The organism is Sphingomonas sp. FW306-05-A (assembly GCF_058782275.1).
The window spans coordinates 1,019,842-1,032,806 of sequence record NZ_JBYSXN010000002.1 but is presented as its reverse complement, the minus strand read 5'-3'; the positions used below and the strand labels follow the sequence as shown (position 1 = coordinate 1,032,806).

Sequence of the window (12,965 nt, the reverse complement as noted above, 5' to 3'; positions counted from 1 at the left end):
GCGGGCCTGTAGCGCGGGATCGTGGCGGAGCAAAGGGCCGCAGCGGTCGTTACACTGCTACAACGACGGGATGATGGGAATGATCGAGCGAGGCCGCGCGGACGAGGCTGGCGACCGGCCGGGGGATATGGCGGGGAACGGCGACGTCGAGGCGCTCAAGGCCGCCAATGCGCAGGAACTTCACCGCGCGGTGCGCGAGTCCGGCGCGGAAGAACTCGAACGCCCGGTTTCCGCGCTGTTCTGGTCGGGGCTGGCGGCGGGCCTGGCGGTGACCGCGTCCCTCGTCGCGGAGGGGGCGATCGCGGCGCATGTACCGGCCGGGCCATCCCGCGCGCTGATCATCGCGCTCGGCTATCCAATCGGTTTCGTGATGGTGATCCTGGGGCGGATGCAGCTGTTCACCGAAAGTACGGTGACCGCGATGCTGCCGCTCGTCACCACGCCGTCGTGGGACGCGCTGGGGCGGACGCTGCGGTTGTGGGCGGTCGTGCTCTGCGCGAATTGCATCGGGACCGCCATGGCAGCGGGCGCCTTCGCCGGAATGGCGCTAGGCGATTCCACGCTCGACGCCGGGATGATCGAAGTGTCGATGGCGATTACCCACCACGGCGCGGTGGAAACCTTCTTCAACGCGGTGCCGGCGGGGTTCCTCATCGCAATTGTAGCCTGGTCGCTGCCCAACGCGCGCGAACATGCTTTGCTGGTGATCTTCGGGATCGTCTATGTCGTCGCAATCGGCGGGTTCAGCCATTCGATCGTCGGGTCGAGCGAAGCCTTCCTGCTGTTGTGGACGGGCGAGATCGGGATCGGTGGCGTGCTCGCATTCCTCGTGCCCGCGGTACTCGGCAATCTGCTGGGCGGGGCAGGGCTGTTTGCGGTGCTCGCGCACGGGCAGGTACAGGAGGACGGGGAATGATCATGTCCGCAATGGACCGATTTCCCCGGTTCGCCCGTTCGGCGCTACACATTGGGAGACGCGGACGATGAGCAAGGTAACCAAGGCAGCGAAGGAATTGGTGCGGATGGACCGCAAGGTGGCGCACGACGCCGCCAAGCACCGCGACAAGCCCAGCGTCAAACTGCTCGGAAAGCTCAGCGAGGGTGCGGATCAGCCGCCGTTGCTGCTGCTGGGAGCGGGGACGCTCGTCGTCGGTGCGTTGTTGCGCCAGCCGACGATCCTGCGCACCGGCGCCCGGATGCTCGCAAGCGAGATCGTCGCGACCGGCATGAAGACGGTGATCAAGCGTTCGGTCGATCGCACGCGCCCCAAGAAGGCAATCGAGACGGGCAAGCACAAGTTCGAAGCAGGCGACAGCAAGGAGCATGACCAGAGCTCCTTCCCGTCGGGGCATACCGCGGGCGCAGTCGCCGTGGCGGGGGCTCTGGCGCAGGGTGCCCCGGTAAGGGGAGCTGCGGCCTATGCCTTGGCCGGCGGGGTCGCGGCGATGCAGTTGCCGCGCGGGAAACACTATCTGCTCGATACCGTCGCCGGAGCCGCGATCGGCTTCGTCGCGCAACGCGCGGCGAGCGCTGCCGTCCGAGTGACGGAACGAGTCATCGTGCGTGCGCTCGACCGACGGCGCTGACGACGGCGCCGTTCTTGCGGTGCCAATTCTGGCGCATGAGATGCTGACTGGGTAGGGTGCTCAGCGTCTCAAGGTAGCGGGTATCCCGGGCGCGGCATAAGCCGCGCCCGGTGCAGGATCAGGCGACGGCAGCCTTGAGCGCGTCGACCAGATCGGTCTTTTCCCAGGTGAAGCCATCCGCATCGGGCTCGCGCCCGAAGTGGCCATAGGCTGCAGTGCGCTTGTAGATCGGCGCATTGAGCTTGAGGTGCTCGCGGATGCCCTTCGGCGTCAGGCGGACGAGCTGCGGAAGCACTTCCTCGATCTTCGCTTCGGAGACCGTGCCCGTGCCGTGCAGGTCGACGTAGAGCGACAACGGCTCGGCAATGCCGATCGCATAGCTCAGCTGGATCGTGCAACGGCGCGCGAGGCCAGCCGCGACGACGTTCTTTGCGAGATAGCGCGAAACATAGGCGGCCGAGCGATCGACCTTCGTCGGATCCTTGCCCGAGAACGCGCCGCCGCCGTGCGGGGCAGCACCGCCGTAGGTGTCGACGATGATCTTACGGCCGGTGACGCCAGCGTCGCCATCCGGACCGCCGATTTCGAATGCGCCGGTCGGGTTGATGTAGATCTTGGTCGCGTCGGTCACGAAGCCCTCGGGCAACGTGTCCTTCATCACGCCAGCAACGTAGCTGCGGAGTTCTTCGTACAGCGCCGGGTTGGCGTTGTCGCCTTGGAGGCAATAGCCCGCCTTGTGCTGGGTCGAGACGACCAGCGCGGTCGCGCGGACCGGCTTCTCGTCGCGATATTCCAGCGTGACCTGGCTCTTGGCGTCAGGCTCGAGGAACGGGGCCGCGCCCGAATGGCGATCCGCTGCCATCCGCTCGAGGATCTTGTGGCTGTAATAGAGCGTCGCGGGCATCAGGCCCGGGGTTTCGTCGGTCGCGTAGCCGAACATGATGCCCTGGTCGCCGGCACCCTCGTCCTTGTTCGCGCCCTCATCGACGCCCATCGCGATTTCGGCGGACTGGCCGTGGAGGTTGTTCTCGAACCGGAAGTTTTCCCAGTGGAAGCCCGACTGCTCATAACCGATCTCGCGAACGGTGTTGCGCACCGCAGCCTCGATCTCGGCGAGCGCGCCATCGGCCCATGCGCCGTTCTCGTACACGCCCTTGCAGCGGATCTCGCCCGCGAGGACGACGAGGTTGGTCGTGGTCAGCGTCTCGCACGCGATGCGCGCCTGGGAATCCTTGCTCAGGAACAGATCGACGACAGTGTCCGAAATCTGGTCGGCGACCTTGTCGGGATGACCTTCCGAGACGGACTCGGAGGTGAAGAGAAACGAAGCGCGCATTGATGAAACCCTCGTCTGGGCGTGAACCGGGATGACCGGAACACGCATATAAAGCTTTCCTTATATGTGCTCCTATCGCGCCAACCGGCGGATGGCAATTGCCGTTAACGCCAGCACGACCCCGCACAGGAGCGCCATCAGGTTGCCCATACGCGCGAACATGGTTGGCGGTGCCGCGCGCGGGATCGGAAGTTCGATCGCCCCGCGGGTCTCCCATGGGATCGCCGCAAGCACTCGCCCGCGCGCATCGATGATCGCGGAGATGCCGGTCGGGGTCGCGCGGATGATCGGCAGGCCTTCCTCGATCGCGCGCATCCGCGCCTGCGCCAGATGTTGCGCAGGGCCCCAACTGCCGTACCAACTGTCGTTGGATGGATTGAAGATCAAGGCAGGGCGGTGGCGGCGGTCGACGATCGAGCCCGAGAAGATCATCTCGTAGCAGATCGCGAACCCGACACGCCCGATGCCGGGCAGGTCGACGCCGTCCGGCCCCTTGCCGGGGGCAAAGTCGAAGTCACCGGGGACGAGTCGCGACAGCCCGATCGCGGACAGCAGCAGTCGCAGCGGGAGATACTCGCCGAACGGCACCAGATGCGCCTTGTCGTAGCGGGTGACGATCCGCTTCTGCGCGTCGATCGCGAAGATCGCGTTGGTCGCGGCGGTGACTTCCTCCGCGGAATCGAACAGCAACGCCGTCCCGCCGGTCAGCACGACATCACGCGGACCGAGCAGCGCCGCAATCCGTGCGCGGGTCAGGAACGGGGCGGAGTCGCCGTAATAGCCTGGCGGATAGCCGTCCTCGGGCAGATAGCGCAGCGCGCCCTCGGGCCAGACGATCAGGCGGGGCGCGCTATGCGGCGTGCCGCTGAGGCCCGCCAGCGTGCGCAAGTTCGTCTCGGCATAATCGTCGCGCGGGCGTTGCTCCTGGTCGAGATCGGGCTGGACGACGCGGACGCGGGGGGCATCGGCTGCGAAGGGTACGGCGGGAGTCGTGTCGATCGCGGTTAACGCGAGCACCGCGACCACGCCGGCCACCGCGACGGGAAACCGCCAAGCCCGCCGGGCCGCGAGCAGGATCGCACCCGCCGCCAGCACCGCGACCCCCGACAGCGCATAGGTGCCCAGGAAGCGCCCGCTTGCCGCGACCGGGGTCGGCAGCCACAGTTCGGACAGCGGATTCCATGGATAGCCGGTCAGCAGCGTCCCGCGCAGATATTCGGTCGCGATCCACGCTGTGGCAAAGATCAGGACATAGCTCGCGTCCAGCACCGGGCGCCGGAGCTTCCATGCGACCCCTGCCGCGAGCATCGGGAAGATTGCGAGATACAGCGACAGCAACGCCGGCGCGAACCAACCGAGCGCATGCGGCATCGCGTCCTGGAAACTGAAGGCCTTGGCGATCCAGTTGTTGCCGATCGTGAAATGCGCAAAGCCGAACAGCCACCCGCGCCAGAGCGCCGCGCGTCGTGTCGGGGCCTGATGCACCAGCCACATCCAGACGGCGAAACAGCCGAGCGTGACGGGCCACAGCGCGAGCGGGGCGAAGCCGACCGCGGCGATCCCGCCGAGCAGGAAGGAGAAAAGGGCGGGGCGCTGAGTCATGGGAAGCGGCTATCGCGTGATCGAGGAGGGGACGCAACGGCGGAGCGATCTTACCTCTTTGTGCTGCTTCCCCTCTTTGCGCTTCCCCGGCGAAGGCCGGGGCCCAGGAGCGATGGCCGACGTAACGAAGCGCAGCAGCCCGCAATCTTCTGTTCCTCTCTGGGGCCCCGGCCTGCGCCGGGGAAGCACCTGTGGTTTGGAGGTGGCGCCCAACATGTTGAACGTGACGCCCCCCAACCCCGCCGCTATCATGCCGGCATGACCCGCCCCTTCCATCTCGCCTTTCCCGTCCACGACCTCGCCGCCGCGCGCGCCTTCTACGGCGAGACGCTCGGGTGCACCGAGGGGCGGAGTTCGGACCAGTGGATCGATTTCGATCTCTACGGCCATCAGATTGTCGCGCATCTCGACCCAGCGGCAAAGCCCGTCGCGGTGTCGAACGCGGTCGACGGCCATGCGGTGCCGGTGCCGCATTTCGGCGTCGTGCTGACGATGCCCGACTGGCAGGCGCTCGCCGAACGGCTGACTGCGGCCGGAACGCGCTTCGGGATCGAACCGCACACCCGCTTCGTCGGGCAGCCGGGCGAGCAGGCAACGATGTTCTTTTATGACCCGAGCGGCAACGCGCTCGAGTTCAAGGCGTTTGCCGACGACGCGATGATCTTCGCGCAATGATACGCCGAGGCGTGAAGGACCTGACATGAGTGAACCGATCGTCGTCGAAATTCCCCACAAGCTCGGGCTCGCGGGGGCGCGTGCGCGCGTCGATGGCGGGATCGGCAAGCTTGCAGGGATGTTTCCGGGCGGCGCTGCGGTCGATCATCGCTGGGACGGCGACACGATGTTCTTCACCGTCGCGGCGATGGGGCAGCGTGTGGCGAGCAAGCTGACGGTTGCGGAAACCTCGGTCCGTGCCGAGGTCGACCTGCCACCGTTCCTCGCACTGTTTGCCGACAAGATCCGCGCGAAGCTGGCGAAGGAAGCGCCGAAGATGCTGGAATAACGCTGGTTGTAGGCGTCTCCCCTCCCTTCCAGGGAGGGGAGCAAGGACGGTTACTTCGCGCTCACCCGCCACACCGTGTTGCCAACGTCATCCGCGACAAGAAGTGCACCCGCGCGATCGAATGTCACCCCGACCGGGCGTCCCTGTGCTTCGCCCTTGGCGTTGAGGAAGCCGGTCAGCACGTCGACCGGCTTGGCACCCTTCTTGGGAAAACCGAGATCCCCGAACGGCACGAACGCGACCTTATAGCCCGACACCGGCACGCGGTTCCACGATCCATGCTCGCCGACGAACGCGCCATTGCTGTAGGTCGCCCCCAGCTTCGCGTCGGACGCGAAGGTCAGCCCCAGCGCCGCCACGTGTGGCCCCATCGCGAAGTCCGGTCGCTTGGAATATTCCTGCAAGGCCGGGTTCTCGGGCTTCACCCGCGTGTCGGGATAGCCACCCCAATAATACCAAGGCCAGCCGAAGTTATCCCCGAGGCCAACGCGCGTGATGTAATCGGGAACGATGTCCGACCCCAGCATGTCGCGCTCGTTGACCGCGACCCACAGCGCGTTCGACTTCGGCTCGAACGCCATGCCTTGCGGATTGCGCAGGCCCGCGCCGAACACGCGGTAGTTCTTTGCCTGCGGGTCGACCTGGAGGATGTTCGCGCGGTAGCGTTCCGCACCCATGCCGTTCTCGGCGATGTTCGACGACGAACCGACACCGACATACAGATACTTGCCGTTCGGGTCCGCGATCAGCGTGCGCGCCCAATGGTTGCCGCCGCCGTTGAGCGGTATGATCCGCTCGGGCTTGGCGTCGATCCTGGTCTGGCCGGGCTTGAACGGCACGCGGACGAGCGCGTCGGTGTTGGCGATGTAAAGATAGTCGCCGAGCAGCGCCATGCCGGTCGGCGAGTTGAGGCCGCCGATCAGCACGGTCTTCTGTTCTGCCACCCCGTCGCCGTTGGCGTCGCGCAGCAGCGTGATGCGATTGGCGGAGGGAACGCCAGCGCCAGCGCGTCCGAGCAAATAGCGCATCACGGTGTCGGTGATGCTGCGGCCCTTGCGCGGCGGTGAATTGGTTTCGGCAACCAGCACGTCGCCATTGGGGAGGCGGTAAAGCCAGCGCGGATGCTCGAGCCCTTGCGCAAACGCCGCCACCTTGAGCCCCGCTGCGGCGACCGGAGTCGCGCCTGCGGGCCAGCCGACCGCCTTGGCAACTTTGGTCGTGGGGATCGTCTGTTCGCGCGGTGCGGAGATGGTCGGGCGCTCGCCTTCGACCTGAGCAATCGGGATCCGGGCGGGTTCGGGCTGGAACATCCACCAGAGGACCGCGACCCCGACGACCGCGAAGATGCCGAGGATGATGAGAATGTGTTTGCGCATAGCCGCTTGATAGGGCGCGGCGGCGCTTGGTGGAAGGGCTAGAGTTGGCGGTGCGTCATCCTCGCAGCCGGGGGAGGGGGAATCCTCCGATGTACAAAAATGGCGGTGGCGCTAGCGCCTCCGCCATCTCGTATCCAGCAGGTTCCCCCGCGAGAGCGGGAGCCCAGGGTTACCGGCGTAGCGCCCGTAACCCTGGGCTCCTGCCTGCGCAGAAGCACGGTCGACGTTACGCGACCGCAGGCTCGCCTTCGACATGGCCCGACGCGACGTCGAACCGGTCCGCGTTCATCACCTTGACCCACGCATCGACGAAGTCCTTGACGAACTTGTCGCCCGCATCCGCCGAAGCATAAACTTCCGCAATCGTGCGAAGCTGCGAGTTGGCGCCGAACACCAGGTCGGTGCGCGAGGCGGTCCACTTCTGCTCGCCGGTCTCGCGCAGCGTGCCGAGATATTCCTCGTCGCTTTCGTCGCTGATCTGCTTCCATGCGGTCTGCATGTCGAGCAGGTTGACGAAATAGTCGTTGGTCAGCTGCCCCTTGCGATCGGTGAACACGCCGTGGTTCTCGGCCTTCGGGTGGTTCGCGCCGAGGACACGAAGCCCGCCGAGCAGCACTGCCATCTGCGGGCCGCTCAGCCCCAGCAACTGCGCTTTGTCGACCAGCAGTTCCTCGGTCGGAACGCTGAACTTGACCGACAGATAGTTGCGGAAGCCGTCCGCCTTCGGCTCGAGCACGTCGAAGCTCTCGGCATCGGTCTGCTCGGCTGACGCATCGGTCCGACCCGGGAGGAACGGCACTTCGATCGTCTTGCCGGCCGCCTTGGCAGCCGCCTCGACCCCGACCGACCCGCCAAGCACGATCAAATCCGCGATCGACACCTTCTTGGCACCCTGACCGTCGAACTCGGCCTTGATGCCCTCATAGATGCCAAGCACCTTGGCGAGCTGCTCGGGCTGGTTGACCTCCCAGTCCTTCTGCGGGGCAAGCCGGATCCGTCCGCCATTTGCCCCACCACGGTGGTCCGACTGGCGATAGGTCGAGGCCGATGCCCAGGCGGTCGTCACCAGCTCGGCCACCGAAAGCCCCGAATTGGCGATCGCCTGCTTGAGGCCACCGACATCCCCCGCGTCGATCTGCGGATAGTCGGCCTTGGGGATCGGGTCCTGCCAGATCAGGTCCTCGGCCGGAACGTCGGGACCGAGATAGCGGACCTTCGGCCCCATGTCGCGGTGGGTCAGCTTGAACCAGGCGCGCGCGAAGGCGTCGGCGAACGCCGCCGGATCCTTCTGGAAGCGCTTGCTGATCTCGAGGTACGCCGGGTCCTTCTTGAGTGCCATGTCGGCGGTCGTCATCATCGTCGGGACCTTGACGCCCGGCGTATGCGCCTTGGGAGCGAGCGTTTCCTCGGGGTTGCCGACCGGCTGCCACTGGTGTGCGCCCGCCGGGCTCTTCACGAGCTCATACTCGTGGTCGAGCAGCATGTCCCAATAGGTCTGGTCCCAGGTGATCGGCGTCGGCGTCCACGCGCCCTCGATCCCCGAGGTGATCGTGTCGTCGCCCATGCCGGTACCGTGCGTCGACACCCAGCCCATGCCCTGTGTTGCGATGTCCGCGCCTTCCGGCTCGACGCCGACGAGCGATGCGTCACCTGCGCCGTGCGCCTTGCCGAAGGTGTGGCCACCCGCGGTGAGTGCGACGGTTTCTTCGTCGTTCATGCCCATGCGCGCGAACGTCTCGCGCATATCGCGCGCTGAGCCCATCGGGTTGGGGCAGCCGCCGGGGCCTTCCGGGTTGACGTAGATGAGGCCGAGCTGGATCGCGGCGAGCGGGTTCTCGAGCGCCTTGCCCGATTCCTCGTCGATGCGGGTCTGGCCGAGCCACTCTTCTTCGGTACCCCAGTAGATGTCCTTCATGGGCTCGAACACGTCCTCGCGCCCGCCACCGAAGCCGAACACGGGTCCGCCCATCGATTCGATCGCGACGTTGCCCGCCATGATGAACAGATCGGCCCAGCTCAGCTGCTTGCCGTACTTGGACTTGATCGGCCACAACAGGCGACGCGCCTTGTCGAGGTTGCCGTTGTCCGGCCAGGAGTTCAGCGGCGCAAACCGCTGCGAGCCCGACGATGAGCCACCGCGCCCGTCACCGGTGCGATAGGTGCCGGCGGAATGCCACGCCATGCGGATGAAGAACGGGCCATAATGCCCGTAATCGGCCGGCCACCACGGCTGGCTGTCGGTCATCAGCGCGGTCAGGTCGCGCTTTACGGCGGCGTAATCGAGTGCGTTGAACGCTTCGGCATAATCGAAGTCGTCGCCCATCGGGTTTGCCGACAGGCCGTTCTGCTGGAGGATTTCGAGGCTGAGCTGGTTCGGCCACCAATCGCGGTTGGTGCGGCCGAGCAGCGTGCGCATTGCGGCGGGTTCCTTGCTCGGATCGCTCAGCGGGCTGCCGGATGTAATTGCGTCCATGGGTCTCTCCATTCGACTCTTCTAAACTCGGTCGGGAGTTTGCCATGATCCGGGCGATCGATGAAATGCATTAATCCGAAGATAGTGATCGGATGGGTGATATTTGGAGTGCGGTGGTGCGCTGACAAAATCCTTCATTTCCCCGGCGAAGGCCGGGGTCCAGGAGCGGTTGCCGGAGTAACGAAGCGCAGTCCTCACCTTTCGGCGTTTCGCTCCTGGGCCCCGGCCTTCGCCGGGGAAGCGGGGACGGGGACGGGCGCTCGTTAGCCCTAGTCGTCCCGCCCCTCAGGCTCCGGGCGTGGCGGATGCAGCCGCAGGCTCAGCACGCGGCGCGTATCCGCTGCGACCACCTCTAGTGTCCAGCCGCTGTCATGCACGATGCAATCGCCAACCTTGGGCACATGCCCCGCCAGCACCGCGGCCAAGCCGCCGATCGTGTCGATATCGCCATCGACCTCGGCCAGCCGCTCGTCGATCGTCTCGCCGACATCCTCGAGCTCGGCGCGCGCATCGACATCCCACGCACCGCCATCGAGCGGGACGAGCAGCGCGGTGGGTGCGTCGTCATGCTCGTCCTCGATATCGCCGACGATTTCCTCAATCAGATCCTCGATCGTGACGAGGCCCTCGGTCCCGAAATATTCATCGAGCACGATCGCGAGATGAACGCGTTTCTGCCGCATATCGGCAAGCAGATCGAGCGCGCCGCGCGACATCGGCACGTATAGCGGTTCGCGAATCAGCGGCGCGATGCTTGTCGGATGTTCCGCGCCGGTCGCGAGGATCTGGAACACGTCCTTGATGTGGACCATGCCGATGATCGTATCGAGCTTCTCGCGGTACACCGGCAGGCGGCTGTGCCCCGCTTCCGCGAACAGCGCGACGAGGTTGGCGAAGCTGGTCGCTTCCTCGACCGCGATGATGTCCGCGCGCGGCACGCCGACGTCGCCGGCATCACGCTCACCGAAGTGGAGCAGGTTGCGAACCATCGTCCGTTCGAGCGGGGAAAGATCGCCCTTGGCGTCGGGGCCGGGATCGTCCTCATGCGCATCGATCGCTTCTTCGAGCGTCGCGCGGAGTGATTCGTCGCCAGAATGGCCCGAGATCCAGCTGCGGAACGACCGCCAGATACTGTTTTCATGCCCCGAGGGAGCATGGGTGACACCGCCGTTATGCGTGGCGGTGCCGGTGGTACTTTGGCCGTCGGGCATGGGGTTACGTCAGTCCTCAGCGATCATATACGGGTCGGCGATGCCAAGTGCGGAGAGGGCCGCGATCTCGATCGCTTCCATCGCCCCCGCCTCGTCATCGTCCATGTGATCATACCCTAGCAAATGCAGCGTGCCATGCACGATCAAATGCGTCGTGTGGGTTTCGACGGTCACGCCTTTTTCCGCCGCCTCACGCGCGCACGTCTCATAGGCGAGGACGATATCGCCGAGCAGCACCTCGCCATCGTCCGAATTCTGCGCGATCGTGTCGAGCAGATCGGCCTGCACCATCGGGAAGGACAGGACGTTGGTCGGCTTGTCCTTGTGGCGATATTGCGCGTTAAGCGTCTGCACTTCGGCATCGTCGGTGAGACGCACCGAAATCTCGACCGTCGCCGCGCCGGTGGCGAGCTGACCGTGCGGGGTGCGCTCGATCGCAGCGGCGGCGGCGCGGGTGGCAAGTGCCTCCCAGTCGTGTTCGGGCCAGATGTCTTCGTGGGAGAGGGCAATTTCAAGCATCAGGCAAGATCCGTATGGAGGAAGTCGTCGCCCTTGTAGAGCAGGGTCGCGGCGTTGGTCTTGGCGCAGGCGTACGCAAAACAGTCGCCCATGTTGAGTTTGGCGGGATGACCGGTGCCCTTGCCGTAACGATGATACGCCTCGACCGCGACGCGGCTCTCGGCGGCGGCGATCGGAATCAGACGGATCGCGAAGTCGGCGACGAAGCTCTCAATTTCGGAAGACGCGAGCGGGATGGGAACGGTTCGAACCTTGGCGACGGCGCGCCGTCTCCCACAGCGCGATCGCCGAACATAATATCTCGTCAGCCGCGCCGATCGTTCCTCCAGTGCGGGCGAGCCGGGCTCCCCGGTCATCATCGCGACCATCGCGGATGCATCGAGAAAGAGGATCAATCCTCGTCCTCGTCATTCAGCGAATCGTAAAACGCCTTGTCGGCGTCGAGACCGGTCGGTTCGCCGAGCGGATGGGCTGCACGCCACGCTTCGAGCCGATCGTGGATGCTGCCGCTCCGTTCGGCCTGCAGGGCCCGTTTGCGATGTTCGAGCGCGTCGTGGACGGCCGCCGTCTTGCTGGTCCCCAGCAACGCGGCGACCTCTCGCGCCAGGTCTGCGGTGTCCTGGTTCTTGATGTAGAGCGATGCCATCGCAGCCTCCGGGATATCCCAAATATACGTTCGGGATTTCCCCACCGTCAATCCGACTTGCCTTCATACGCCTCGACGATCCGGCCGACGATCGGATGGCGCACCACGTCGCCCGACCCAAAGCGACAGATCGACAGCCCTTCGACCCCCTCCAACCGCCCGACCGCGTCGTTCAGCCCGGAGGCGTTCATGCCGCCGGGAAGATCGGTCTGCTTTGGATCGCCGCAGATCACCATCCGGCTGTTCTCACCGAAGCGGGTCAGGAACATCTTCATCTGCGCCGGCGTGGTGTTTTGCGCCTCGTCGAGGATGATGAACGCGTCCGCGAGCGTCCGCCCGCGCATGAACGCGATCGGTGCGATCTCGATTTCGCCGCTCGCGATGCGCCGCTCGACCTGCTCCGCGGGAAGGCAGTCGTTGAGCGCATCGTACAGCGGGCGGAGATAGGGATCGACCTTCTCCTTCATGTCGCCGGGGAGGAAGCCCAATTTCTCGCCCGCTTCAACCGCGGGGCGCGACAGGATCAGCCGCTGGACGCTGCCGGTGATGAGCTGTGCGACGGCTTGCGCGACCGCGATATAGGTCTTGCCGGTGCCCGCTGGCCCGAGCGCGAAGATTATGTCGTTGTTGAGAAGTTGGCGCATGTAATGCGCCTGGGCGATCGTGCGCGGGACGATCGTCTTCTTGCGCGTGCGGATCATGATCTGTGGCACCGCGCCGCCGCCCGAATCCGCCTGGAGGATCCCCGCGAGCGTCGGCTCGCTCGACATCGCAATCACCGCGTCGATCAGCCCTGTGTCGACCACTTCGCCGCGCGCGATGCGGTTGTACAAACCGTGCAGGACGTCGCGCGCCTGCGCGACCGCCTCCGCGGTCCCCTCAAGCCCGACCTTGTTGCCCCGCGCGGTAATATAGACACCGAGCTTGTTCTCGAGCGCGAGCAGGTTCTGGTCGAATTCACCGAACAGCTGCGCCATCAGTTGCGGACGGTCGAACAGGACTTCGGTGCGGCTACGATCGCCGGATTGCGCGGGGACTGGCTTGCGGCTCATGCAATTCCTTTGCTGGGACAGCGCAGACGGTGGACGCCACGAGAATGGGCGCTGAACGGAACGCGAACATGGGGAGCGATGGCGATCCCGGCAAGGACGGCGGCACGCTGCATGGCGGTATCCTGAAGATGTCTTTGCCAGCGCCGATCGAGTCGCGGCAC

At 65.6% G+C, this 12,965-nt stretch carries 13 protein-coding genes; 4 read left to right on the top strand and 9 right to left on the bottom strand.

From position 1 onward, the window contains the following. Positions 1 to 73: 73 nt before the first annotated feature. Entirely contained in the window at positions 74 to 916 is an 843-nt protein-coding gene (locus tag AC3WJR_RS13615) for a formate/nitrite transporter family protein (RefSeq protein ID WP_492726147.1), read from the top strand. A gap of 67 nt (positions 917 to 983) precedes the next feature. Next, positions 984 to 1,586, top strand: a complete 603-nt coding sequence (locus AC3WJR_RS13610) for a phosphatase PAP2 family protein (protein WP_492725520.1) — start codon at positions 984 to 986, stop codon at positions 1,584 to 1,586. 118 nt (positions 1,587 to 1,704) lie between these two features. Here AC3WJR_RS13610 and metK read toward each other — a convergent pair whose 3' ends face one another. Next, complete coding sequence (gene metK, locus AC3WJR_RS13605) at positions 1,705 to 2,922, bottom strand: methionine adenosyltransferase (RefSeq protein WP_354279120.1); 1,218 nt, start codon at positions 2,920 to 2,922, stop codon at positions 1,705 to 1,707. A gap of 72 nt (positions 2,923 to 2,994) precedes the next feature. Then, the gene (lnt, locus tag AC3WJR_RS13600; protein WP_492725519.1) at positions 2,995 to 4,524 is read right to left on the bottom strand and encodes an apolipoprotein N-acyltransferase; all 1,530 of its coding nucleotides are present in this window, start codon (positions 4,522 to 4,524) and stop codon (positions 2,995 to 2,997) included. A 258-nt stretch (positions 4,525 to 4,782) separates the two neighbouring features. Between lnt and AC3WJR_RS13595 the strand changes: the two genes are divergently transcribed. Both AC3WJR_RS13595 and AC3WJR_RS13590 read left to right on the top strand, forming a co-directional pair. Then, a complete protein-coding gene (locus tag AC3WJR_RS13595) occupies positions 4,783 to 5,199 on the top strand; it encodes a VOC family protein (protein ID WP_354279122.1) in 417 nt (138 codons plus the stop codon). Positions 5,200 to 5,224: 25 nt separating this feature from the next. Beyond that, positions 5,225 to 5,527 carry a polyhydroxyalkanoic acid system family protein gene (locus AC3WJR_RS13590; RefSeq protein WP_492725518.1) on the top strand — a complete coding sequence of 101 codons (303 nt, stop codon included), beginning with the start codon at positions 5,225 to 5,227 and terminating at the stop codon, positions 5,525 to 5,527. A gap of 50 nt (positions 5,528 to 5,577) precedes the next feature. Here AC3WJR_RS13590 and AC3WJR_RS13585 read toward each other — a convergent pair whose 3' ends face one another. The 7 genes from AC3WJR_RS13585 to AC3WJR_RS13555 all read right to left on the bottom strand — a co-directional run bounded on the left by AC3WJR_RS13585 (position 5,578) and on the right by AC3WJR_RS13555 (position 12,804). After that, positions 5,578 to 6,903, bottom strand: coding sequence for a PQQ-dependent sugar dehydrogenase (locus AC3WJR_RS13585; RefSeq protein ID WP_492725517.1), 1,326 nt, complete (start codon positions 6,901 to 6,903; stop codon positions 5,578 to 5,580). A 226-nt stretch (positions 6,904 to 7,129) separates the two neighbouring features. After that, positions 7,130 to 9,376 (bottom strand): catalase/peroxidase HPI, encoded by a 2,247-nt coding sequence (gene katG, locus AC3WJR_RS13580; protein WP_492725516.1) that lies wholly within the window; start codon positions 9,374 to 9,376, stop codon positions 7,130 to 7,132. 269 nt (positions 9,377 to 9,645) lie between these two features. After that, the gene (locus AC3WJR_RS13575; protein WP_492725515.1) at positions 9,646 to 10,587 is read right to left on the bottom strand and encodes a hemolysin family protein; all 942 of its coding nucleotides are present in this window, start codon (positions 10,585 to 10,587) and stop codon (positions 9,646 to 9,648) included. Between the two features lie 9 nt (positions 10,588 to 10,596). Then, positions 10,597 to 11,106 carry an rRNA maturation RNase YbeY gene (ybeY, locus tag AC3WJR_RS13570; RefSeq protein WP_492725514.1) on the bottom strand — a complete coding sequence of 170 codons (510 nt, stop codon included), beginning with the start codon at positions 11,104 to 11,106 and terminating at the stop codon, positions 10,597 to 10,599. After that, a complete protein-coding gene (locus tag AC3WJR_RS13565) occupies positions 11,106 to 11,501 on the bottom strand; it encodes a type II toxin-antitoxin system VapC family toxin (protein ID WP_492725513.1) in 396 nt (131 codons plus the stop codon). Before AC3WJR_RS13565 ends, ybeY begins: the two co-directional genes overlap by 1 nt. Then, positions 11,498 to 11,752 (bottom strand): type II toxin-antitoxin system VapB family antitoxin, encoded by a 255-nt coding sequence (locus AC3WJR_RS13560; RefSeq protein WP_354279129.1) that lies wholly within the window; start codon positions 11,750 to 11,752, stop codon positions 11,498 to 11,500. Before AC3WJR_RS13560 ends, AC3WJR_RS13565 begins: the two co-directional genes overlap by 4 nt. 47 nt (positions 11,753 to 11,799) lie before the next feature. Then, the gene (locus AC3WJR_RS13555) at positions 11,800 to 12,804 is read right to left on the bottom strand and encodes a PhoH family protein (protein WP_354279130.1); all 1,005 of its coding nucleotides are present in this window, start codon (positions 12,802 to 12,804) and stop codon (positions 11,800 to 11,802) included. Between the last annotated feature and the right edge of the window lie 161 nt (positions 12,805 to 12,965).

Bases quoted from the DNA above. Each gene is read 5' to 3' on its own strand.
- AC3WJR_RS13615 (WP_492726147.1), top strand. From the start codon at position 74: ATGGGAATGATCGAGCGAGGCCGCGCGGACGAGGCTGGCGACCGGCCG.
- AC3WJR_RS13610 (WP_492725520.1), top strand. From the start codon at position 984: ATGAGCAAGGTAACCAAGGCAGCGAAGGAATTGGTGCGGATGGACCGC.
- metK (WP_354279120.1), bottom strand. From the start codon at position 2,922: ATGCGCGCTTCGTTTCTCTTCACCTCCGAGTCCGTCTCGGAAGGTCAT.
- lnt (WP_492725519.1), bottom strand. From the start codon at position 4,524: ATGACTCAGCGCCCCGCCCTTTTCTCCTTCCTGCTCGGCGGGATCGCC.
- AC3WJR_RS13595 (WP_354279122.1), top strand. From the start codon at position 4,783: ATGACCCGCCCCTTCCATCTCGCCTTTCCCGTCCACGACCTCGCCGCC.
- AC3WJR_RS13590 (WP_492725518.1), top strand. From the start codon at position 5,225: ATGAGTGAACCGATCGTCGTCGAAATTCCCCACAAGCTCGGGCTCGCG.
- AC3WJR_RS13585 (WP_492725517.1), bottom strand. From the start codon at position 6,903: ATGCGCAAACACATTCTCATCATCCTCGGCATCTTCGCGGTCGTCGGG.
- katG (WP_492725516.1), bottom strand. From the start codon at position 9,376: ATGGACGCAATTACATCCGGCAGCCCGCTGAGCGATCCGAGCAAGGAA.
- AC3WJR_RS13575 (WP_492725515.1), bottom strand. From the start codon at position 10,587: ATGCCCGACGGCCAAAGTACCACCGGCACCGCCACGCATAACGGCGGT.
- ybeY (WP_492725514.1), bottom strand. From the start codon at position 11,106: ATGCTTGAAATTGCCCTCTCCCACGAAGACATCTGGCCCGAACACGAC.
- AC3WJR_RS13560 (WP_354279129.1), bottom strand. From the start codon at position 11,752: ATGGCATCGCTCTACATCAAGAACCAGGACACCGCAGACCTGGCGCGA.
- AC3WJR_RS13555 (WP_354279130.1), bottom strand. From the start codon at position 12,804: ATGAGCCGCAAGCCAGTCCCCGCGCAATCCGGCGATCGTAGCCGCACC.